This is a genomic window from Trichocoleus sp. FACHB-40, assembly GCF_014695915.1.
Classification (GTDB): Bacteria; Cyanobacteriota; Cyanobacteriia; order Cyanobacteriales; family FACHB-T130; genus Funiculus; species Funiculus sociatus.
Genome location: NZ_JACJPF010000098.1, coordinates 275,734 through 300,018 on the forward strand (window position 1 = coordinate 275,734; position 24,285 = coordinate 300,018).

Sequence of the window (24,285 nt, forward strand, 5' to 3'; positions counted from 1 at the left end):
AGCTCTCATTTTTAAGTTCTGATTTTGGCGGTGAGGAAGTTAACCGAAAGCGAAAAAAACATGGGATTTTTGCATAAATCTGTTAAAATATTAAGCTTTGGTATAGCTGTTAGCTTGTTCGGTATGGAAGCGATCGCAGCTGACCTAGTTGTTAGAAAAAACGTGGTTGACCTTACTTCTGAGGAAAAAAACAACTTCGTTAACGCTATCAAAACTTTAAAAACCACAATTCCAGAAGGCAGCGCTCTCAATATTTACGACCAGTTTGTTGCCGTACATCTGGGAGCCATGAGCGTAATCCATTGGCATGAAGAACATCAGCATCATCATATTGATACTGCTCATGAAAATTCAGGATTTCTGCCGTGGCATCGCGAATATGTACGCAGATTTGAACGAGCCTTACAATCAGTAGACCCAAGCGTAACGGTTCCCTACTGGGATTGGACAGATCCTACAGCCCTTGACGTTATCTTCCAACCCGATTTTATGGGGTCAAATGGTCAAGGCGTAACTATCAATATCCCAGGCGCGGGAGCTTTTGAAGGAGGCCCGGTTGTATCCGGTAATTTCTCAGAAGCTAGTGGATGGGTTCTGAACAAAGACTTACATATCGATCCATCTACAAACCAATCGTTGGGTACGTCACTCTTACGTTTTCTGCAAGTACCTCCTGCTACTGATTACCCAATACCTAAAGCAGAGATAGATCGAATTCTTGCCCTCGATGATTACCAAATTTTTCGTCCTGCTTTAGAAGGATTTATTTCTTTTGATAAAGACGGTAATGTAATTAATGGAGGCTTTGCTCATAACTATATTCATGGCTTAGTCGGTGGGGTTCGTATTGATTTAACTACGAACCGACCCACGTTCCAGCCTATAGGAACGATGAGCAACATCCCCAGTTCTGTAAACGATCCAGTATTTTGGCTAAATCATTCTAATGTGGATCGTCTCTGGGCTGAGTGGCAGGATAATGGACATGAAGGAAGCGATTTTTATCCTTCGGAAGGTCAGCCTTATGGACACAATCTCAACGATCCAATGTGGCCTTGGGATGGAGGTATGTCCACTCCAGCGAGTAAAGGGCTAGGAGATTTACTATCCCTATTACCAGTTTTTGACTCTGATGATATTGTCACGCCCGCAGACGTTTTAGATTACCGGAAAATGGGCTACACCTATGACACTACTTCAGCTTCGGTTCCGGAACCGACTTCTACATTAGGTTTATTAGGTCTAGGTCTTTTGGGTATAAGTTCTCTTTCCAAGCACAAAAAGAAACAGAAAACATTGACTATTAGTAATGGCTAATAGCTAATTACAAGCTTGTAAGTTGGGTTGAGTGATAGCGTTACCCAACGCCTCCTTTGTTTTTGTTCGGTTGAAGTCATGAAACCCAACCTACGATAAAACTCAATTCTCGTTAAGTCAATGCCATTTTAATTGGGAGGAAGTCTTTCCTATTACCCATTACCAACCCTTAGTAAGTGAAATTTAATTGCGCCTACCTGCTTAATCATCAGCAAAATACTCAACAGATAGAGGAAATTAACAGTGACAACCACAAAAGACATTTATACTCTAGCTTCACCTATTACCCAGCGCCCCGATATCTTGGGCCGGTTTGGTCGGTTCGGCGGTAAGTACGTACCGGAAACTTTGATGCCTGCCCTCAGTGAGCTAGAAACAGCGTTTGAGCAATATCGCAGCGATCCTAGTTTCCAAGAGGAACTGCAAAACCTAATGCGAGACTACGTGGGACGACCCAGCCCCCTGTACTTCGCGGAGCGTTTAACTGCCCGCTATGCTCGGCCTGATGGCACAGGGCCCCAAATTTACCTCAAACGCGAAGATTTAAACCATACAGGCGCTCACAAAATTAACAATGCGCTGGCTCAGGTGCTATTAGCAAAGCGCATGGGCAAGCAGCGAATTATTGCTGAGACGGGCGCAGGTCAGCATGGTGTCGCCACCGCAACAGTTTGCGCGCGTTTTGGTCTGGAGTGCGTAATCTACATGGGCGTTCACGATATGGAGCGACAAGCTCTCAACGTGTTTCGGATGCGGCTGATGGGGGCAGAAGTCCGTCCAGTGGAAGCAGGAACAGGAACGCTCAAGGATGCCACTTCGGAGGCGATTCGAGACTGGGTGACAAATGTGGAGACTACCCATTATATTCTCGGTTCCGTTGCCGGGCCCCATCCCTACCCAATGATGGTGCGCGATTTCCACGCGGTAATTGGCTTAGAAACTCGCGCCCAGTGTCTGGAAAAATGGGGAGGGCTACCGGATATTCTGCTTGCTTGTGTGGGTGGTGGTTCCAACGCAATCGGACTGTTCCACGAGTTTGTGGATGAATCAACAGTACGGATGATTGGCGTTGAAGCTGCGGGTGAAGGTGTAGACACCGAGAAGCACGCAGCGACTCTGACGCAAGGGCGAATTGGTGTTCTGCACGGTGCAATGAGCTACTTACTGCAAGATGATGATGGTCAAGTTATTGAGGCGCATTCTATTAGCGCTGGACTAGACTATCCCGGTGTTGGCCCTGAGCATAGTTATCTCAAGGAACTTGGGCGCGCCGAATATTACAGCGTGACAGATCAACAAGCTTTAGACGCATTTAAGCGAATGTCGCAGTTGGAGGGGATTATCCCAGCGCTGGAAACTGCTCATGCGATCGCATACTTAGAAACTCTCTGCCCGCAACTAGCTGACAATCAACGCATTGTCATTAACTGCTCTGGGCGTGGAGACAAGGATGTGCAAACAGTTGCCAAGTTTTTGCACATTGCTTAAATCCTACTGATTAGACTTCACCCTACTGCTTTTGGGTGAAGCCTAATTACGATCCGAACATTTTGTACGCAAACATATTAACAGGGACTTAAAAGATGATCGTGATTATGAAAAGCGGCTCTCCAGAAGCGGAGATTGATCGCCTTAGCCAAGAGTTCAGCTCTTCTTGGGGGCTGACATCACAAAAAATCGTCGGTAAACATAAGGTTGTAATAGGTCTAGTGGGTAATACCGCTACATTAGATCCATTGCAACTGCAAGAACTTAGCCCTTGGATTGAGCAGGTATTGCGAGTTGAGAAACCCTTTAAACAAGTTAGCCGTGCCTTTCATCATGGTGAGGCGAGTGAGGTAGTGGTACCCACTCCTAACGGGCCTGTTCATTTTGGAGAAAACCATCCACTGGTAGTTGTGGCAGGGCCTTGCTCAGTTGAAAATGAAGAAATGATCGTCGAGACGGCACGACGAGTTAAGGCAGCTGGCGCAAAATTCTTGCGGGGAGGTGCATACAAGCCTCGCACTTCACCTTATGCTTTTCAAGGTCATGGTGAGAGCGCTCTAGGTTTGCTAGCAGCAGCGCGGGAAGCGACAGGTTTAGGTATCATCACCGAACTCATGGATGCTGCTGATTTGGAAAAATTAGCAGAAGTAGCGGATATTATCCAGATAGGCGCTCGCAATATGCAGAATTTCTCGCTGCTCAAAAAAGTGGGGGCGCAGAATAAACCAATCTTGCTAAAGCGGGGAATGGCAGCCACGATTGAAGAATGGTTGATGGCAGCTGAGTATCTGTTGGCAGCTGGGAACCCGAATGTAATTCTCTGCGAACGCGGTATCCGCACGTTCGATCAACAATACTCTCGGAATACGCTGGATTTGTCAGTGATACCTGTGTTGCGAAGTCTGACGCACCTACCGATTATGATTGACCCCAGTCACGGTACAGGCAAAGCCGAGTATGTGCCTTCTATGGCGATGGCAGCGATCGCAGCTGGCACAGATTCTCTGATGATTGAGGTTCACCCCAATCCCGCTAAAGCTTTGTCTGATGGCCCCCAATCCCTGACTCCAGAGCGCTTCGATCGCCTCATGCAGGAATTGTCCATCATTGGTAAAGCTATGAACCGCTGGCCTCAATCTGTTCCAGCTCTTGTCTAATTTGTAAATGATTCGTGACGAGATACCCGACTTCTTAGAGTCGGGTATCTGAAGGGCTGGTATCTCATAACTCTGGATCGGGCTATAGTAGCGATCGCCTTGAGCAAGACAATCGCTACCACTTTAGCCTGGACACGCTACTACACTCTTTGAAGGCAAGTCTCTAGAAAAACTAACCATATATGAAACTATCGATACCCCCGACACGTTCTCAGGCTTGCGAGGTTATGGACTTTCTGTTGTCAGGATACGCTGAACACGATCAGATCGTCAGCTTCCTTCAGTCCCGACCGATTCTGGACGCACGACCCCAAGAACTACTGGGGTATCGCGATTCCCTCTGGGAGAAAAGACGAAAGGCGGACTTTGGTCGCGTCGATCTCGATATAGTTGGTACTGGAGGCGTTCGTCAGCCACGCTACAACGTTTCGACAACGGCAGCGTTTATTGTTGCTGCCCTTGGCGTTCGAGTTGCTAAACACGGCAATCGCGGTTCGGTAAAGCCTAATGGATCTTTCGACCTACTGGAAATATTAGGGATTTCCCTATCTGCACTCACAGTACGCGCCGTTGAGAGTCTCCAGAACACCGGGTTAACATTTCTTTTTGCTCGTGATTGGCATCCTGCTTTTAGCGCGATCGCTGCTGCACGATCTGAGGTAGGAAAACCTACTGTCTTTAATCTATTAGGGCCATTACTCAATCCCAGTAAACCAGTTCACCAAATGGTAGGCTGTGGCAATCCATCAGTAGCTCTCGTTATTGCGGAAGCTTTATCTGAACTCGGAGTGAAAGCGTTAGTTGTGACTGGTTCGGATGGACTTGATGAGATTACTTTAGCTGGTAGTTCCCAAATAATCGAGGTACAAGATAACATTACTACAAGAGAAATCGTACCTGAAGATTTCGGGATGACGACTGTGCAAGTATCCGATATTGCCGGAGGCGATGCTACAGCTAATGCCGCTGAATTCGTAGCTATAATCAGCGGGCAGGGGCGGAAACATATTGTCGATCTGGTAACTTTAAATGCAGCATTTGCATTGTCTCTAGTCGAGTCAAATTACACTGTGGAAAAGGCTATTATTACAGTTCAGCGTGCATTAGCAGATGGAACTATAGAAGCATTTTTTAAACAGTTCCGCCAGTTTCTGATGACCGAACAGAAGAGTACGCTTAACGAGTGCATACCTTTGCAAGATAGGCGTTAATCAGGCAAGTGAAGGCGAGATCCCCGACTTCTCTAAAGAAGTCGGGGATCTGAACCCCTGGCATCTCAAAACTTAAATAGGATTGCTATAGTTACTAGCTGATAGAGGAAACGATTTCTGCGCGATCGTATTCCCACTACTTTCGTTTTGCAGACGAAGACGACCGGGTTTTTGCTACGGTTTTTCGGGAGTTTACAGTCTTTTCTCCAATTTCCCCATACACTTTTGACCACCAATTACCTTCTTTAGTCCACCAAAAAGCGATTTCTTTACAGCTACCTTTCCTATTATCAGCATTAGAACACCTCAGCATTGTTTTAGCTTCTCCGGTTTTCTTGTCGGAATAACCAAACTTTTCCAAAAAAGAACTACAAACCGGGCAAGAATAACTTGTCAATTTTTCTGAATCAGAGCTTTTTGCCGAACGTTCTGAGTAAGGCAATTCGTACTTTTTAGTGTGTTCATTCATGAACATCACTGCACCACATCCACCAGCACGGTCATCACATTTGAGGAAGTGACCTGCTTTCACTTTCTCAGATTTAGAAGTAACTTTGGTCAAAAATCTACTGCACTTGGGACAAACGATTTCCGTGACTTGAGGAAAATCGCTTTTTGGTAAAGAGCGAGATTTTTGTGGAGCGCGTTTTGTGCTGCTGGAAGAACGAGAAACCGGGTAATTATTATTTTCAACTTGAGCTGGATAAGAATTCTTGCTGGAGATTTGCTTAATAGCTCCCGTTGCAGCAGGTGTTACCAACTGCTTTGCTTTAGATATTGCTGGTGCAAAATAGTCCTGGTTCCAGTTAATTACGTACTTTTCCCAGTCAAGTTTGCCGGATGCGATCGCATCCAATTCTCGCTCCATTTTTGCGGTAAAATCTGACTTAATTAAATCCGGTAACGCCCGTCCCATAAACTCATCAACTTCCAGTCCCAAAGGTGTAGGTACCAAATTTCCCTTTTGGACAATTACATATTCCCGCTCTTTCAGAGTTGCTACAGTCGGAGCATAGGTGGAAGGTCTGCCAATTCCCAACTTTTCCATTAATGAAATTAATTTTGCTTCTGAATATCTCGGTGGCGGTTGAGTTTCTTTTTTATCAGCACCAGCCTTTTTCAAGGTTAATGACTGACCTTGTTTGAGGGTAGGTAATACCACGTCTCCTGCAATATCTTTCCAGTAACGCAGATATCCTTCACTCTGCAAAACTTGTCCGGATGCAACCCAGGTGATATTTCCTGACTGAGTAAGTATGCGGGTTTTTAAAAGTTTAGCCGCTTGACATAAAGAAGCTAAGGCACGCCGCCAAATTAAGTCGTATAATGCCGCTTCTTCGGCTCCCACTTGATTTTTCATTACTTCTGGCGTGCGGGTAATCTCTGTTGGTCGGATTGCTTCGTGAGCCTCTTGAGAGCTACTAGAACTCTTATGTTTTACACTCTTGTCTGAAAGGTTTTCTGGATCGTTTTCGGCTAAATACTTCCGCACTGAAGCACAAAATTCTGCTGACAAAGCTGTGCTATCTGTACGCATATAGGTAATAAACCCGCCTTCGTATAATTTCTGTGCCAGCTGCATTGTTTTCTGTGGGTTTAACTTTAGCCGCGTTGATGCTGCTTGCTGGAGCGAGCTAGTTGTAAATGCTGCGGGTGGGTTTTTAACTGCTTGCTTACTAATTACACTCAGTACGCTGTGAGGATGAGCTTTAGCTGCTTGCACTAGAGTATCGGCTTGAGATTGCGATCGCACTCTCGCTCCCGTTTCTTTTTCATTGCTTGGTAATTCCGAATCATCTGTTGTATCTAACCGCTCTGATTCTTGCGTGTCTTGAGTATTAACTTGTCCGGCGTAAAAAGCTCGAAATCCTTCAGCGTAATCTACCCATACGCTCCAATAGTCTTCTGGAACGAAGGCTTTTATCGCTCTTTCGCGATCGCAAACCAGGTGTAATGCAGCACTTTGAACTCGACCTACTGATTTGGCTCCATTGTTGAGCGACCAAATCAGCTTTGAGCCGCGAAATCCTACCAGTTTGTCTAATACTGCTCTTCCCAAGGCTGCATTGATCAGATTTTGGTCAAGGGAACTGGGGGATTTAATTGCTTTTTTGATGGCTGTTTCGGTTATTTCGCTGGTTCTAACCCGCTTGGGGTTTTTGACTTTTAATTCTCGCGCCAGGTGGTAAGCTATACATTCGCCTTCTCTATCTGGGTCTGTTGCAAATATTACTTCTGTTGCTGCTGAAGAAGCTTTTTTTAGTTCCCCTAACACTTTTTTAGCGCGATCGCTGCGAGGAACAAATCGGCAAATTACCCGGTTGTCGGTCATGTCAAACCCTAGTGCATCCTCACCGTCTTTGGCTAGTTCGACGACATGACCTATACTTGCCATGACTTTAAAGCCGCTACCAAGATATTTTTGCCATTTTTCTTTTTTACCCGGCGATTCGATTAAGACAAGCTTCATTGTTGCTCCAAGTTCTTTTCTGCTAAAGAAAGCTATATGCGGCTTAAAAAGAGATTTAAGAAAAGCAATTCTTTGTTAAATAAGCATTATTCAGCTTATTTTCCCAGATTTCACCTGACAAGTAGGGTTTGTGGCGATTTGTTTTGACCTGTGCCGCGTTACCTTTAATTCAATCATCAGTCGCTTCTCTTGTTAGGAGAGGATTCGCCACAGGTGGGGAGTTGGGGGATATGTTGCGATTTGTGATTTATGAACGAAACGGCATTCAAATAAATCTATAATAATCTTTATAAAAGAAAATATTTCGTATAAATATCCGATAATCCGCCTCAAGATGGATGGCATAAAATTAATAATAGATACGAATAAACTATTTTAATCAAAAATGGAAGAAGCAAAACCACCATTTATCTCTTCAAGCTACGCAAATCACTCTTAGCGCCAGCGACTAGGGAGTACCCATAGGCGATCGCTTCTACTTAGTGGTTGAATCTGTAGGTCTGTAGGAATTGTGTAATTTCTATGAGGACTTCAACAGAAGCGTTAGTCCATTGAAACAAAAGGGAACACTTTAATAAGACTTATCGAGTAGCTAATAGCTTAATATTTCTCATGCTTTTTCACTGCGTCACAGAAATCAGCGATGACTTAGCAAGCGATCGCTCTAAAGGTGGTTGCTCCCTTTGCTCTTGTCAAAGTAGGAATAATAAAATGAACAATATACTACCAAAAAATGAAGCGGCGAGGCTGGAAGCGATTCACCAATATCAGATTCTCGACACCGATCCGGAAGCAGCTTTTGACGATCTTACTCAAATAACCGCGCAGATTTGTGGAACCCCAATCGCGTTGATAAATCTTTTCGATGAGAACCGTCAGTGGTTCAAGTCGAAGGTCGGTTTAGATATCTCCCAAGTACCGCGAGATATCGGTTTATCTCCCGCTTGTATCAACAGGGGCGACGTTCTGATTATTCCTGATACCTTGGCTGATGAACAGTTTGCCACAAACCCCGTGGTGAATTCCTCTCCCCATATCCGGTTTTACGCTGGCGCACCTTTAATTACACCAGAGGGGCAGACGATCGGGGTACTATGTGTCGTTGACACTGTACCAAGGCAGCTGAGTTCGCAACAAGTAGAGGCACTTAAAGCGCTAAGCCGTCAGGTAGTTAGCCAACTAGAATTAAGGCGTAATTTAGCTGAAGAAAAACGCCATATCGCCCGCGCCAAGACGCTTGAGGCGAAGCTAAGCACTAGAGAAAAGGATCTTTTTGACTTCTTAGAAAATGGAGTCGTTGGGTTGCATTGGGTGGGAGCAAATGGAGAAATTCTCTGGGTAAACCAGGCGGAATTGGATCTTCTTGGCTACTCTTGGGAAGAGTATGTTGGTCAGAATATCGGCAATTTCCATGCAGACAAAGAGGTAATAGAAGATATCCTCCAACGGTTAAAAGCAAAAGAAACGCTGCATGACTATGAGGCGCGTCTGCTGTGCAAAGATGGCTCGATTAAGTATGTACTAATTGATTCAAACGTGTTGTGGGAAAATGATAAATTTATCCACACAAGGTGCTTTACTCGCGACATCACCGAACGCAAAGTTACTGAGGAAGCGCTTAAGGCAGCTGCTGACGAAAATCTGCGACTGGCGCGTGCTGTGGCTTTTGTCTCAGATGGAATTGTGATTACAGATCCGAACCAGGCGGACAACCCGATTATTTATACTAATCCTGCTTTTACGCGGATGACTGGGTATCAGCCAGAAGAGGCGTTAGGGCGTAACTGTCGGTTTTTGCAAGGAGAGGGGACAGATAAAGAAGCGATCGCGCTGATTAGAAACGCGATCGCTCAACGCCGAGAAGTTAAAACCACCATCCTCAACTATCGCAAAGATGGTAAGCCATTCTGGAACGAAGTAAAAATCTCTCCCGTATTCTCAGATAAAGATGATTTACTTTACTTTGTCGGTATTCAGACAGATATTACTGATCGCATTGCTGCTGAACAAGAACGCATTCAACTTTTAAACAGACAACAAGAGGCACGCGCCGAAGCTGAAGCAGAACGCAACCGCACGAAAAACATTCTTGAAAGTATCACTGATGCCTTCTATACCTTAGACAAAGAATGGCGATTTACTTATTTTAATCGGCAAGCAGAACAAATTTTACATAAAGCCGCAGCCGAAGTCCTCGGTTGCAATATATGGGATAAATTTCCCGAATCTGTTGGCTCAGTTTTCTTCCATCAATATCACAAAGTAATAACCGAACAAGTAGCTGTTGAATTTGAGGAATTTTACCAACCATTAAATACCTGGCTTGAAGTCCACGCCTATCCCTCTAAAGAAGGTTTATCGGTTTATTTTAATGACATCACCGAGCGGAAGCGGGTTGAAAAAGCACTCAAAGAAAGTGAAGAACGTTGGCAATTAGCTTTGCGCGGCAACAATGATGGCATTTGGGACTGGAATGTAAAAACTAATGAAGTTTTTCTCTCAGCACGATGGAAGGAAATGCTGGGTTATGAAGAAAGTGAAATTGCCAACCATATAGATGAATGGCGGAAAAGAGTCCATCCAGATGATATCGCTTTGATGACACAATTAATCGAAGATCACTTTGCGAAAAAAACACCGTTTTATATCAGTGAACATCGACTACTGTGCAAAGATGGAACCTACAAATGGGTTCTAGATCGGGGACAAGCTCTTTGGGATGAAGAGGGGAATCCTGCGCGAATGGCCGGCTCCCATACAGACATCACTGAACGCAAGCAGTCAGAACAGAAAATCCGCCAACAAGCTGCTTTACTCGATGTAGCAACAGACGCGATTCTGGTTAGAGATTTGAACAACAAAATCTTATTCTGGAACAAAGGAGCTGAGGCAGTGTATGGCTGGAAGGCAGAAGAAGCCATCGGAAAAAATGCCGAGTACCTATTGTATAAATATCCTTCAAATCAACTCCTAGAAGCCCAAAATATTGCGCTAGAGAAAGGTGAGTGGCAAGGGGAATTGCATAAAGTCACCAAAAACGGTAAGGAAGTTATTGTCGCCAGCCGCTGGACACTTGTCCGCGATGAAGAAGAGAAAACCAAATCAATCCTCACTGTTGACACTGACATTACTCAAAAGAAAAAACTTGAAACCCAGTTTCTTCGCGCTCAGCGAATGGAGAGTATCGGGACTCTTGCTGGCGGTATTGCTCATGATTTGAACAACGTACTAACGCCAATTCTGGCATCAATTCAAATCCTAGAAATGGTGCTTCCCGATGAGCGTAGTCAGCGGATATTGACCCTATTAGAAACAAATGCTAAGCGCGGTGCCGAGCTAATTAAGCAAGTTCTGTCTTTTGCGCGAGGAGTTGAAGGTGAGCGGATGATGTTGCAAGTGGGACACCTGATTTATGAAATAGAGAAAATTGCCAAGCAAACTTTTCCTAAATCAATCGAAATCTCCACTGATGTATCGATGATAGACCTGTGGCCTGTTTCTGGAGATGCCACACAACTACATCAAGTTTTAATGAATCTCTGTGTTAATGCTCGCGATGCGATGCCAAATGGCGGTAGTTTGAGTATTACTGCTGAAAATCTATTCATTGATGAAAACTATGCCCGGATGAATATAGATGCCCAAGTTGGTGCCTATATTGTGATAACTGTCGTGGATAGTGGTATGGGCATTCCTGGTGAAATATTAGATAGAATCTTTGAACCATTTTTTACAACCAAGGAACTTGGCAAAGGTACTGGACTGGGTCTTTCAACAGTTGTTGGTATCATTAAAGGACATGGCGGCTTTATTAATGTGTATAGCGAAGTAGGAAAAGGAACGCAATTTAAGGTGTATTTACCAGCAATAGAGACAACTGAAACAGATCAAGAAAACGAAGAGCGTCACGAACTACCTACAGGAAACGGAGAATTGATTCTAGTTGTTGATGATGAAGAGTCCATTTGTGAAGTGACAAAAACATCCCTAGAGAGTTACGGCTATCGGGTGCTAACTGCTAGTGATGGTATTGAAGCGATCGCGCTGTACGCACAACACAGATTGGAAATTAGCGCTGTGTTGATTGACATGATGATGCCATCTATGGATGGCCCGACAACTATCCGCGCCTTGCAAAAAATTAACCCGCTTCTCAAGATTATTGCTGTCAGCGGACTGGTGTCAAATCATAAACTTGCTGCAAGTATAGGTAGCAACATCAAAACATTTTTGTCGAAACCCTTCACAGCAGAAGAGTTATTAAAAGCCTTGCACGAAATTCTCAATTAGCTGCAAGAGTAGCGGTAGCGATCGCTCTCTTTCCCCTTCCTAGCAGCAGCTGCGGTGCCGCAGCTGCTATAGAACTTTATGGTAAAATTTATTAAAATTGTGCCTAATATATTTATAATTAGCTATCGTAACTATACAATAATGCTAACCACCATAACCTACTTTATTTTTGTAGAATCTGTCTTAATATACAATAATTCTCTTATTGTGATTATTTTATAATTTAGTATCTAAAAAAGTATAATATGTATGGTTTATTTTAATTTATTTAAATAAATTTCAAGTAAGCAAGAGGAATTTGAACATGGATTATCAGAGATTTATCGACCAACTGCCTAACTTATATGAAAATTGGGGGGAAGACTCTGTTCGCCCCAAATCAGAACGATTTCAACAGGCACTAGATCAAGTTCAAGGGATGACGACAGCAAACGTGATGCAGTTGCTGAATTTTGCTGTGGAGTGCATGGAACCAGATGAAATATACTGCGAGGTTGGCAGTTATCAAGGTTCGACTTTAATTGGCGCACTCCTCAATCATTCAGAGCGAATGGCATACGCTGTAGACAATTTTGCTGAATTTGATCCAGTGGGTGAAAATCTGGAAAAATTAATTGATAATTTATCTAAGTTTAATCTTCAAGATCAAGTTTATTTCTGCAATCAAGACTTTGAAGAATTTTTATTAGAGCTTCGAGAAATCAAGCCAGAAGAGAAAATCGGCGTTTATTTGTATGACGGCGCTCACGACTATAGATCGCAATTATTAGGATTACTTCTAATTAAACCTTTTCTGGCTGAAAAAGCCCTGATTATTGTGGATGATAGTAACTGGGGAACAGTGCGTCAAGCTAATTGGGACTTTATGGCTGCTAATCCAGAATGCCAGCTATTACTAGATTTGCGGACAGCAGGAGACGGTTGTTACACTTTTTGGAATGGGATTCAGATTCTCAGTTGGGATTCAGCTAGAAAATTTAACTATCCCTGGTCTACTTTCACCCAATTGCGCCAAAAATCAGTTGTTCAGGCTATTTATAAATTACAGTTTATTGAACAAAAAGAAGAGGCGTTAGATCAGCTTTATCAAGAAGCTTTATCACTGCATCAGCAACGGCAATTTTCAACCGCAGTGAAAAAATATCGCGAGTTTTTACTGTGGCGTGATAGTGATACCCAGGCGTGGCTAAATTTGGGAATTATTTATTATGAAATGGAGCAATATCAAGACTCCATAGAATCAATTTTAACTTTACTAAATTTTGATAATTCTCAAGCTAAAGCTTACTATGTTTTAGGTCTCGCTTTGGAGAAAATTTATCAACCTAATCAGGCAATTTCGGCTTATAAAGAAGCGATCACGCTGGAACCACACCTGATTGAAGCTTACAACAATTTAGGTAATCTTCTCACTCAGTCGGGCGAAGTTGAGCAGGCCCAAGCAGTTTATCTTCAAGCGATCGCAGCTAACCCCAACCACTTCGGTAGCTACCTCAACTTGGGAAACCTCTTGATGGAACAAAACCTACTGACTCAAGCAATTGAGGCTTATCAAACAGCTCTGTCAATCAAGCCAAATGATACCGATATATTGAACAACTTGCAAATCGCATTGACAGCCCAAGCTAATCCAGCTGCGTTTCTTCTAAACTTGGGAAATAAATTTTATGAGTCAGGGAAATATGAGGAGGCGATTGAGCAATATCGAAGACTTGTAGAACTTCAAGCGGGAGAGGCAGAACTTTATTTTAATTTGAGCGAATGTTTTAGACATTTGAATCGAGTAGAAGAAGCTATCAATACGCTTCAAGAAGGTATTGTCATTCACCCGACGGCTGGCAAGCTTCACTTTTACCTAATAAAAATATTGCAAGAAAATGCCCGAATCAAAGAAGCCATATCAAGTGCTGAGATGGCATCGCGATTACTGCCTAATGAATATGTTTTTAAAATATTCAATAATTTAATATTACCAACTGTTTATAATACTCCAGAGGAAATCAGCTTTTATCGTCAGCGATTTACACAAGGCTTACAAAATTTAATTCAACAGACATCTCTAGAAACTCCTGAAGACAAAAAAAATGTTCTTGCAGGTATTGGTAGCGTCACAAATTTTCACTTAGCTTACCAGGCTCACAACGATCTGGAGTTGCAACGCCAGTATGGTAATTTAGTCCATCAAATTATGGCAGCAAACTATCCACGGTGGGTAGAGCCGCTATCTATGCCATCCCTGAAGGATAACAAAAAAATTCGTGTTGGCTATGTTTCAGGTTTTTTGCATAGTTGGAGTGGAACATTTTTGTCAACTGGCTATCTACGTCACTGCGATAAGGAAAATTTTGAAGTTTACTGTTACTACACAGGGAATGAGCCAGACGCTATTACGAAATTATTTCATAAATACAGTGATGTATTTCACCATATTCCCCATAATCTCGAAGCCGTCTGCGAACAAATTATTGCAGATAAAATACATATACTTGTTTTCCCAGAAATTGGGATGGATGCTCCAACGATGCCACTAGCTGGTTTGCGTCTTGCTCCTGTTCAATGTGTAGTTTGGGGACATCCAGTAACTACTGGCTTACCTACTATAGATTACTTTTTATCCAGCGATTTAATGGAACCGGATAATGGGCAAGAACATTATTCGGAAACTCTGATTCGTTTACCAAATATCGGAGTATCTTATCCAAAATCAGATATTTCTGGACTGACAAAAACACGAGCAGATTTTCCCCTACGGGATAATGCTGTCGTTTATTTATCTAGCCAAGCACCTTATAAATATTTGCCGCAACATGATTATATTTTTGCAGAAATTGCCCGTCGGGTTCCTCAAGCTCAGTTTATGTTTCTTCGTGCAGGTATTCCGCAGCAACGACTGCAACGAGCTTTTGCAGCAGTAGGTTTAAATAGTGAAGATTATTGCATTTTCTCACCTGTTTTACCTCGAAATGAGTATTTCATGCTGCTTTCAGTTTCAGATGTTTATCTTGATACTTTAGACTGGTCGGGAGGTAATACTACATTAGATGCGATCGCTTGCAATTTACCTGTCGTCACCTGTCCTGGAGAATTTATGCGAGGTCGTCATTCTTATGGCATTCTCAGAATGTTACGGGTAACAGAGACAATTGCTCAAACTGAAGCAGAATATATTGATATTGCTGTAAAGTTGGGTTTAGACCCAGTTTGGCGGCGCAACGTTGCAGAAAAAATTAAGGCTCGCCATGACTATCTTTATGACGACCAAACTTGTGTAGCAAGTCTTGAAGATTTTTATAAACAGGTTGTTCAAAAAGGACTTTCGCAAACGTAGAGAAACCCATGATAACCCAAGATAAACAACAGAAAAGCTGGCAACAAATTATTAAACAATTTGAAGCAGCCGTCGGCAAAAACGGTGTTATTCAACGCCGAGAAGAGTTGATTACCTACGAGTGCGATGGTTTAGCCAGCTATAAACAAAAACCCGCCCTGGTCGTGCTACCGCGAACTACAGAAGAAGTGGCGGCGGTGGTGAAAATATGCGATCGCTTCTCTCTCCCTTGGGTAGCACGCGGCGCAGGAACAGGACTTTCCGGTGGCGCATTACCCGTAGAAAATTGTGTGTTAATTGTAACCGCTCTTATGCGGAAAATACTAAGCATTGATTTGGACAATCAGCGAGTCGTCGTGCAGCCTGGAGTCATTAACAACTGGGTGACACAAGCCGTCAGCGGTGCCGGATTTTACTACGCTCCCGACCCCTCCAGCCAGATTGTCTGCTCCATTGGCGGCAACGTGGCGGAAAACTCCGGGGGTGTCCATTGCCTCAAGTACGGCGTTACCACCAACCACGTCTTGGGCTTAAAACTGGTGCTACCCGATGGCTCCATTGTAGATGTAGGGGGACAAATTCCGGAAATGCCTGGTTATGACATTACCGGGTTATTTGTTGGTTCTGAGGGAACGCTAGGAATTGCCACAGAAATTACTCTGAGAATTCTAAAAACACCCGAATCAATTTGCGTACTCTTAGCAGATTTCACCAGTGTTGAAGACGCTGGTGCAGCAGTGTCTGATATTATCAGCGCTGGAATTATTCCTGGTGGTATGGAAATCATGGATAACCTTAGCATCAACGCTGTAGAAGACGTTGTGGCAACAGGTTGTTATCCGAGAGATGCAGCGGCGATACTGTTAGTAGAAATAGACGGTTTAGAAGTAGAAGTTGCAGCCAATAAACACCGCATTGCTGAAATTTGTACCAAAAATGGGGCGCGTAACATTACCACAGCTAATGAACCCGAAATGCGTTTTAAACTATGGAAAGGACGTAAAGCAGCCTTCGCAGCAGCAGGCAAGCTCAGTCCCGATTATTATGTGCAAGATGGCGTAATTCCCCGCACTCAGATGCGATTTGTGCTGCAAGAAATTGAAGCGTTGAGTCAAAAATACGGCTATCGTATCGCTAATGTGTTTCATGCGGGAGACGGCAATCTTCATCCGCTGATTCTTTACGATAATTCCCAGCCAGGAGCGTTGGAAAAAGTGGAAGAATTAGGCGGAGAAATTCTCAAACTTTGCGTACAAGTGGGGGGGAGCCTTTCTGGAGAACACGGCATCGGTGCCGATAAAAAGTGCTATATGCCGCAAATGTTTACCGAAACAGATTTAGAAACGATGCAATTTGTGCGTCAAGTTTTTAATCCCAAAGGTTTAGCAAATCCAGGTAAAATATTCCCTACCCCACGTACTTGTGGCGAAGCTGCACACCCTCAGTCTCAAAAACAGTTTGAGTCAGTTGAGCTATTTTAATTCATTGGCAAAGAGCAAATGATTAGCTAAAGAATTTGGGGAAATATGCGATCGCGCTACGATCTAGAGCCAGAAAGATGCTTTATGCAATCTAGATGGGAGTCTTTACTACAACCGTTTCAGGCTGAACAAGAGGTTGGTCAGAAAGTGTTGCTTGACTTATTCCAGGCTTACTCTAGTGCTGGTAGATTTTATCATACGCTGGAGCATATAGAACAAGTTTTAGCAACAATTAACAATCTGCGCTCGCTATCCCAAAACTATGCAGCTATTGAATTTGCGGCTTGGTTTCACGATGCAATTTATAACCCTAAAGCTAACGATAATGAGGAAAAAAGTGCAGAATATGCAGTAAACATTTTAAAAGCACTACATATTCCCTCATCAACTATAGAGGCTGTATATTCCTTAATCATAAAAACAAAATATCACCAAGATATAGATAATATTGACAGCAAAATTTTTCTGGATGCAGACCTTTCTATATTAGGAGCATCTCCTTCTAAATACAAAATATATTCTCAATTAATTAGAAAAGAATATTTATGGCTCTCGCCAGGAAAATATCGAACGGGTAGGAAACAAGTATTGCAGAGCTTTTTAGAGCGAGAAAGAATATATTTTACTGAAAAAATGTTTTTTGCTTTAGAACAACAAGCTAGGCAAAATATTAAAGAAGAAATAGGATTCTTATGAAAATGTTATGGAAAGCGGTAAGAGCGATCGTTTAATCCGGGGAAGTTATCCTATCAAGGATGCTTCTGCTATTCAGCAAAATAAATGTCTGGAAATTTTGCTGAATCATGAGAGACAATTACCAGAATCCTATTCCTCATGTTCTAAAAGCCAATAGCTTTTTATAGCGTTGACACAATATCATTTGCGTCCATCAATACCGAGTTTTGTAATGGCAGAGTGACGGTAAAAGTCGTGCCTACCCCAATTTCACTGGTAACGGCAATATTGCCTCCTTGTAAATCTACGCACCTTTTGACAATCGCTAATCCTAGCCCAGTACCGGGAATATTTCTGACATTACTAGCTCGTTGGAATGATTCAAAAAGTTGCTGTTGATCTTCTGGCGAAATGCCAATACCTTCGTCTTGAATTTGGAAAATAGCCTGTTCATTCTGACACAGCAAGTTAAAACGAACAGTGCTGCCTTCAGGGGAATACTTAATCGCATTTGTAAGCAAATTAGTCAGGATGTGCCGCAGCAGGTTTTCGTCTAGGCAAACGCTTATACATTGACTTTGATTGACACAGGCTTCATTAGTGTGTTTTTCAAAGGTGATTATGTGTTTGCAACTTGTACTTAATTTGATTTCTTCTATTAAATTGCGGGTAAATTTTTCGAGATCGAGAGGTACTGGTTTGACTTCTAATCTTCTTTGATCGGAGCGACCGATTATCAAAACATTATCTAATAGCGCGGTCATGGTTTTGACATTTTTTTTGATTCGCTCAAAAAATTCGCGTTTTTTATCTACAGACCATTTGTCGCTATAATTTTCTAGGATTTGAGTCGCAGCTAGAATGGTGTTTAGTGGATTGCGAATCTCGTGGGATACCATTGCTACGAAACGGGATTTAAGTTCATTCAGCTCTCGTTCTTTTTCCAAGGTTTCGAGCATATCTTCTTCAGCGTGTTTGCGAATAGTTATGTCTCTTGAATTTACAACAATCCCAGTTAAAATAGTTTCAGTATTTGAAAAGGTACTTTTAGATTCCAGGTAATGCCAACTTCCATCTTGGTGACGAAAACGATATTCGGAGATTTGCGTTTCGCCGGGATTAGTTAAACTTGCCTTAAAAGCAGCGATCGCTTCTGTTAAATCATCAGGATGAATATAATCAAAAACATTTGTTCCTTCCAGCTCTTCTCTAGACAAACCTAAAACCATTTGACTTGAAGGACTGGCATAAGTGATGGTTCCATCCGCCTCTAAAACTTGAATTACATCTGAAGAATTTTGCACCAACGCCCGGAATTTGGCTTCACTTTGGGCCAGTGCTGCCTCTACTTGCTGACGGTGGGCAATTTCGCTTTGCAGTTCCTGATTCGCGGCTTTGAGATTCTGTGAATACTGACGACTTCGCAACAAAATTTCTACCCGCGCCTGCAATTCCACCTTTTCAATAGGTTTAGTAATCAAATCATCGATGGTTCGCCACAAATGTCGCGTTACCATCGTTACATCAGCGCGTGAAGTAATTAGGAGAAATGGGAGAAAGACAGGCTGCTGAAGCTCTCGTATTCGTTGCACCGATTCCCAGAATTGATTGAGCGATCGCCCACATATAATACATAAATCGAAAGATGGCGCTAGTAGAAAATCCGGCTCTTGCTTTGCGACTTTTAAATCCGGTGAAATTACCTCGTAGCGCATCGCCAGCCACTCCGACAGCAGGCGGCGGTTCTGTTTGTTTTCTACAAGCAGCAAAATCCGATCCATGATCATTCTCCCAACAGACTTTTAATAAATATAAAAAATTTTTTGATCGCCAGTGGTTTTACCTAGCATACTCCCCCCGCCTAAGCAATGCACTGTTGCCCAATAACAGCGCTTTGCTTAGGCGATATCAAAAAAGGATATTTGCCGATTCTACTGGTAGCGCCGATAGTCTGCTATCCTTCCTTAACCAAAAGTTGAGCCAACAGTTCTGTGTTGCGATGGTTGCGTCCGTTACATCAACTATTTTTCGTCATTCATTTTCCTGCTTACCGATAGACTCCGGCATACCGCTCAAGATTCCGCGCAGATTTGTCAGTGGCTTACCCACCTTGATGCCATAACGGGTCATCTCGATTTCGCGCATCGTCTTTTCAAAGTCAGACATCCGTTTCTTAAGCACCCCGATTGCCTTACGCAGCTGACCTTGAACCTCTATGTAGCGGAGGAAAATGATATTGTCTGCCATGTAGCTGATGCCAACATCCGTCGCCCGGAAGTCTCCGGTAATTGTTTCCAGTTCGTTGACTAGAATCACTGTCACACCCATGTTTTGCAAATACTTGCACAGAGAGTGCAGGTGGCTAATCAAATCTTCTCCCCGCAGGGAAAGCCGATAGCCAGCAACACTGTCAATCATCACAATCCGGGCTTTTTTCTGCTCTACCTCCTGACGCACCATGTTGGCGAACTCGTCGGGGCTGAAGTGCAGCGGCTCCACAGCAATGACTGAAAGGGTACCCAGATCGCTCATAGCATGAACCGGAATATTGACCGATTCACAGCGATGCAGCAAAATTTCCTCTGATTCCTCGAAGCAGTAGACGACAGAACGTTCACCTCTTCCCGCCGCTTCTTTCATGAACTGTAAACCAATGGTGGTTTTGCCGACACCAGTGGAGCCAGTAAAAATGGTGACAGTACCCCGCTCTATCCCGCCGTGCAGCAGTTCATCCAGTTCCGGTACGCCGGAGGGAATGCTTTGAACGGCAAATTCCCGTTTGTAAACTTCCGGCTGTAGACGGGGGGAGACTCCCATCCCTTTATTGGTTAGCCGCATCGAGTGCAAACCACTGTGGAAGTTAGAACCGCGAAACTTGGTGATGTTAAGGGTACGTCCCTCGGCATCGTGGTTGAGGTTAATTACCCCATCGCTGATAAATTGTAAGTCGTCGTCGGGTGCTGTCTCGCTGCCTTCGGAGGTAAAAATTACCGTTGTACCTTGTTGTAAAAGAAAGCGGATAAATGAAAGCACTTGCTTGCGGAACTGGAAGGCATCGGCTGACAAGTAGCGGAATTGGGTAATCGCATCCAGAACCACTCGTTTTGGTTTGAGGGTTTCTACAGATTCAATAATTTTTTGCGTGGTTGGTTCTCGTTCTACTTCAGCTGGCGAGAAGATGTCGTAGGTCTGAATTTGTGTGAAGAATTCAGAAGTGGGGCTGAGGTCGAGAAAGGTCATCCCTTTCATGTCAAAGCCAAGGCGATCGCCATTAGTGCCGATTTGCTCGGCGGATTCGCCCAGTGTGATGTAAAGAGTTTTTTCGCCATTGACTATGCCCGCGGCCAGAAAATGCAGTCCGAGCGTGGTCTTGCCGCTTCCGGGGCCGCCTCGCACTAGATAGGAGCAAGCTGGGACAAGACCGCCATGCAGAACCTCGTCTAAACCTGAAATGCCTGTGGATAGCCGATCTTGCAGCATTGATCTGTTTCTCTGGGGTTAGAATACTAATTTATTATTAGAAGCGATCGCGCCGTTTTTGTATATAAAATTCACACTAGGCTGCAAGTAGAACAATCACTCTGTCTTGATTTGTTAGTATGCGCCCTTAAACCTGCGCGATCGCTGCATGATTGCCTTTTTCATAATGGCAGCGTAACGATAAACGTGCTACCTACTCCGACTTCACTGTGAAAAGTAACTTTCCCCCCATGTAAGTCTACACACTGTTTGACAATTGACAATCCTAATCCTGTACCAGAAATATTCCTGACATTGCTACCCCGATGGAAGGAATCGAATAATTGTGCTTTGTCAGCTTCCGGAATACCAATGCCTTCATCTTTAATCCGGAAAATTGCTTCTGTTTGTCCGCAGATTAAGTCAAAATAAACCTTGCCGCCTTGGGGTGAATACTTCATGGCATTCGAGAGCAAATTGTTCAGAATGTACCGCAGCAGTTTTTCATCTAGACAGGTGGTATTGCAGTCCCCTTCACAGAGGAAATCGTTAGCAAACAGTGTCTGAAAGACAATCGCATACTTATGAACAGCAGTGAGTTCCATTTCTTCCACCAGCTCCCGACAAAATTGTTCCAGATCCATTGGTGCTGGGTTAAACTCTAGTTTCCCGGCTTCTGCTTTCCCGATCAGCAGTACGCCATCCAATAACTGAGTCATCTGATTGGTGGCTACTTCAATTCGATTAATATACATGCGTTTTTTCTCCTCAGTTGCAACTTGGCTGAACCTTTCGAGCAATTTGGCAGACATGAGGATGGTGGTTAGCGGGGTACGGAACTCATGGGATGCTGTGGTGATAAAGCGAGATTTCAGGTCGCCGAGTTGTCTTTCTTTTAAGAGTGCAGAACGAATTTCTTGTTCAGCGGTTTTGCGCTGAGTGATATCTTTGGCAATACCCACCATACGGTAAATTTCTCCAGCTTGGTTGCGAATCGGAAAACCACGATCCCAGATCCAGCGGATTGAGCCATCAGAACGCACCAGCCGATACTCGATGTTGTATTCTGTGTGAGAGTGTGTTGCCCAAGATGCGATCGCACTTTCCCTGTCTTCCGGATGAATTTTGTCTAACCAAGATTTAGGGTTCGCATACAAACTCTCGCGGCTACGTTCCCATATCTCCTCGTAAGCGGGACTAACATAGATGATTTCGCTCACATCGGGGTTGCTCATCCAAAATACTTCTTGGATATTTTCCGCCATCTGACGGAACCGTTCCTCGCTTTCCCGCAAAGCTTCTTCCGTGCGTTTATGTTCTGCGATCGCGATCGCTAATTGTTGGTTCGTGTGCAACAATTCTCCTGTGCGGTCAGTGACTCGTTTTTCCAGGGTTTCGTTGGCGATACAGATTTCGCGAAATTTCTCCTTGAGCGCGATCGCCATCAACTTGAAATTTCGCGAAAGCAAGTCTATCTCTATCACTGAACTAAAAGACCAATTGATTTTTTCTTGTTCTAATAATTTATCCGGTAAATTGCTAGTAACATAAGCTAAATTGAGGAGCGGGCTAACTAATCGCCGGCTTATTTTCACTGCCAATAGCAGTGTTAACCCGGAAATTAGTACCATGATAGTAAGGTCTTTAATATAAAAATTTTGCAGATAACTGACATGTGGTGCGGCGGGTAACTCCACAACTAAAGTCCAGGGTATGTTGCCGCTAATTAGAGTTTCCTGCACGAACAAAGATTTATACCAGCGTGTCAAAAGAGGCATATTTCCTTTGGCTGGTAGCCACTGATAAATAGTATCCGCTTTAAACTGGATTTCCCCCCTGCTGGTGTGGTCAAAAACTTGCATTGGCAACCGATCTGACTTAGTGCTGGCAACGATATTTCCTTGCTTATCAACCAGCGTGACTTGAATATCTTTATGAGCAGTATGCAATTGAAGTAGTTGGCTGATGTGACTCAAATTTAGAGAACCATAAGCGAAGCCTTCAGCTACATCGCCTATCACCACTGGTACGCTCAACTCAAGATGGGGAATCAGCAAAATCGGATCGATATGTACATTAATCTTTGAGGGTTGCAAAGTAGCCTTCGTTTGTTGCACAAGTGATTGATTAAGGACACCTACACCTATCTTTGAATTTTGATATTGATTAGTTGTTGGGTAAGAGGTAATGATAGTTTTAGAGGGATTAACCACATACAAATTATCGAAATCCGGAAACATTCGCTTCATGATTTTTGTGCTTTGCTGTAGCATATCTGATGCTTCCATATCAGACTCAAGAGCAATCTTTCCTAGTTCACTAAGCCCATTCAGATATTGGTATTGCCAATGTTGAATATCAGAAGCTATGTGTGCCGAAGTGGATTTGAGTTCGACTTGAATATTATTATCAATATCTCTGTAGACACGCTGTCCATCCAAGACCATGAGCATCAGCGCTGGCAAAAATACAAATGCAACTAACAAGTTAAATAAAGTTTGTTGGAGAGATATTTTATTGTTGACAGTTGGACGACCTACCCATTTATGAATTGGTAAATAAGCGATGATCAAACTGGCAAATAAGGCGTTAAAAACACCATTAACATAACTTTTAAGCACAATCAACAGTGTTTGAGTGGCATTTACGTGCATGATACCGAAATTAGTCAGCCACAAATAGGGCATACCAATCAGCAGCCAATAAATACCATCCAGCAGCACTATATTGTATTGCTTGCGGTGCCACAGCCAACCCACAAACATAGCTTCAAGAATCAAACTAATTGCAGCGTAGGGATTATGCCAGAGTAGAATTGTGTAACTGCTAGAAATAATGGCTGCGAGCGTTCCCCATATGGTGCCAAAAAAGCGCACCACGAGCAAAACGGCAATGCTACCGAACACACAATCTACCCCAAAAAAGAGAGGAACGCTGAAATAATTGCCTGCATATGCTGCTGCAATCAAAATAAAAAAAGCAATAATCGCTTTTTGCTTATGGTGAGATAGCGACATAAGTAATTAAAGTTTGTGAAGCTTTATGGGAGGTTAAATATATCTTTAAAACTGCCGACCTACTTTTGTTAGGTTAGGCTATGACAGGGGCTTGAAACATTAGTAAATACACTGATGACGGAAGGAAATAGCGCTACGCACCTACGCTGATAGCGATCGCTTCCTCAAAAAGCCCTCAAGGATCAACCCAGAAGGCACCTGTTCTCTTGGAACACCCGCATTACATGAAGGTGGATGAAGCACCGACCCGGCTGGGTAGACTATTTCGTTTTATACTTGCAGCATTTGATTTCCCCAAACTCGCTACAGGCTAGGATTTCGCAATCAAAAATCAAAAATCAAAAATGGTAATACCCCTAAATCCATTACAGTAAAAAAGATAAGTAAAAACC

At 43.3% G+C, this 24,285-nt stretch carries 12 protein-coding genes; 8 read left to right on the plus strand and 4 right to left on the minus strand.

The window, feature by feature from the left end; genetic code table 11:
* Nucleotides 1-60: 60 nt before the first annotated feature.
* The 4 genes from H6F63_RS22195 to trpD all read left to right on the plus strand — a co-directional run bounded on the left by H6F63_RS22195 (nucleotide 61) and on the right by trpD (nucleotide 5,173).
* On the plus strand, nucleotides 61-1,317 hold the full coding sequence (locus tag H6F63_RS22195) for a tyrosinase family protein (protein WP_190639587.1): 1,257 nt from the start codon (nucleotides 61-63) through the stop codon (nucleotides 1,315-1,317).
* A 261-nt stretch (nucleotides 1,318-1,578) separates the two neighbouring features.
* On the plus strand, nucleotides 1,579-2,805 hold the full coding sequence (gene trpB, locus H6F63_RS22200; RefSeq protein ID WP_190417499.1) for a tryptophan synthase subunit beta: 1,227 nt from the start codon (nucleotides 1,579-1,581) through the stop codon (nucleotides 2,803-2,805).
* 95 nt (nucleotides 2,806-2,900) lie between these two features.
* On the plus strand, nucleotides 2,901-3,962 hold the full coding sequence (gene aroF / locus H6F63_RS22205; protein ID WP_190639588.1) for a 3-deoxy-7-phosphoheptulonate synthase: 1,062 nt from the start codon (nucleotides 2,901-2,903) through the stop codon (nucleotides 3,960-3,962).
* 182 nt (nucleotides 3,963-4,144) lie between these two features.
* Entirely contained in the window at nucleotides 4,145-5,173 is a 1,029-nt protein-coding gene (trpD, locus tag H6F63_RS22210; protein ID WP_190639589.1) for an anthranilate phosphoribosyltransferase, read from the plus strand.
* A gap of 136 nt (nucleotides 5,174-5,309) precedes the next feature.
* Here trpD and topA read toward each other — a convergent pair whose 3' ends face one another.
* The gene (gene topA / locus H6F63_RS22215; RefSeq protein ID WP_190639590.1) at nucleotides 5,310-7,643 is read right to left on the minus strand and encodes a type I DNA topoisomerase; all 2,334 of its coding nucleotides are present in this window, start codon (nucleotides 7,641-7,643) and stop codon (nucleotides 5,310-5,312) included.
* A gap of 711 nt (nucleotides 7,644-8,354) precedes the next feature.
* Between topA and H6F63_RS29515 the strand changes: the two genes are divergently transcribed.
* The 4 genes from H6F63_RS29515 (at nucleotide 8,355) to H6F63_RS22245 (ending at nucleotide 17,438) form a co-directional block, all read left to right on the plus strand.
* The gene (locus H6F63_RS29515) at nucleotides 8,355-11,933 is read left to right on the plus strand and encodes a PAS domain S-box protein (protein ID WP_199298199.1); all 3,579 of its coding nucleotides are present in this window, start codon (nucleotides 8,355-8,357) and stop codon (nucleotides 11,931-11,933) included.
* Nucleotides 11,934-12,237: 304 nt separating this feature from the next.
* The gene (locus H6F63_RS22235) at nucleotides 12,238-15,261 is read left to right on the plus strand and encodes a tetratricopeptide repeat protein (RefSeq protein ID WP_190639591.1); all 3,024 of its coding nucleotides are present in this window, start codon (nucleotides 12,238-12,240) and stop codon (nucleotides 15,259-15,261) included.
* 8 nt (nucleotides 15,262-15,269) lie between these two features.
* On the plus strand, nucleotides 15,270-16,742 hold the full coding sequence (glcD, locus tag H6F63_RS22240; protein WP_190639592.1) for a glycolate oxidase subunit GlcD: 1,473 nt from the start codon (nucleotides 15,270-15,272) through the stop codon (nucleotides 16,740-16,742).
* 84 nt (nucleotides 16,743-16,826) lie between these two features.
* Entirely contained in the window at nucleotides 16,827-17,438 is a 612-nt protein-coding gene (locus H6F63_RS22245; protein ID WP_190639593.1) for a hypothetical protein, read from the plus strand.
* A 161-nt stretch (nucleotides 17,439-17,599) separates the two neighbouring features.
* On the opposite strand, the gene H6F63_RS22250 is transcribed toward H6F63_RS22245, so the two are convergent.
* From H6F63_RS22250 to H6F63_RS22260, 3 genes are all read right to left on the minus strand, one after another.
* On the minus strand, nucleotides 17,600-19,198 hold the full coding sequence (locus H6F63_RS22250; RefSeq protein ID WP_190639594.1) for an ATP-binding protein: 1,599 nt from the start codon (nucleotides 19,196-19,198) through the stop codon (nucleotides 17,600-17,602).
* A 250-nt stretch (nucleotides 19,199-19,448) separates the two neighbouring features.
* Nucleotides 19,449-20,897: an ATPase domain-containing protein gene (locus tag H6F63_RS22255; protein ID WP_190639595.1), complete on the minus strand. Its 1,449-nt coding sequence runs from the start codon at nucleotides 20,895-20,897 to the stop codon at nucleotides 19,449-19,451.
* Nucleotides 20,898-21,058: 161 nt separating this feature from the next.
* On the minus strand, nucleotides 21,059-23,893 hold the full coding sequence (locus H6F63_RS22260; protein WP_190639596.1) for an ATP-binding protein: 2,835 nt from the start codon (nucleotides 23,891-23,893) through the stop codon (nucleotides 21,059-21,061).
* Nucleotides 23,894-24,285 lie beyond the last annotated feature (392 nt).

Bases quoted from the DNA above. Each gene is read 5' to 3' on its own strand.
- topA (WP_190639590.1), bottom strand. From the start codon at position 7,643: ATGAAGCTTGTCTTAATCGAATCGCCGGGTAAAAAAGAAAAATGGCAA.
- H6F63_RS22195 (WP_190639587.1), top strand. From the start codon at position 61: ATGGGATTTTTGCATAAATCTGTTAAAATATTAAGCTTTGGTATAGCT.
- H6F63_RS22245 (WP_190639593.1), top strand. From the start codon at position 16,827: ATGCAATCTAGATGGGAGTCTTTACTACAACCGTTTCAGGCTGAACAA.
- H6F63_RS22260 (WP_190639596.1), bottom strand. From the start codon at position 23,893: ATGTCGCTATCTCACCATAAGCAAAAAGCGATTATTGCTTTTTTTATT.
- trpD (WP_190639589.1), top strand. From the start codon at position 4,145: ATGAAACTATCGATACCCCCGACACGTTCTCAGGCTTGCGAGGTTATG.
- H6F63_RS29515 (WP_199298199.1), top strand. From the start codon at position 8,355: ATGAACAATATACTACCAAAAAATGAAGCGGCGAGGCTGGAAGCGATT.
- H6F63_RS22255 (WP_190639595.1), bottom strand. From the start codon at position 20,897: ATGCTGCAAGATCGGCTATCCACAGGCATTTCAGGTTTAGACGAGGTT.
- H6F63_RS22235 (WP_190639591.1), top strand. From the start codon at position 12,238: ATGGATTATCAGAGATTTATCGACCAACTGCCTAACTTATATGAAAAT.
- H6F63_RS22250 (WP_190639594.1), bottom strand. From the start codon at position 19,198: ATGGATCGGATTTTGCTGCTTGTAGAAAACAAACAGAACCGCCGCCTG.
- glcD (WP_190639592.1), top strand. From the start codon at position 15,270: ATGATAACCCAAGATAAACAACAGAAAAGCTGGCAACAAATTATTAAA.
- aroF (WP_190639588.1), top strand. From the start codon at position 2,901: ATGATCGTGATTATGAAAAGCGGCTCTCCAGAAGCGGAGATTGATCGC.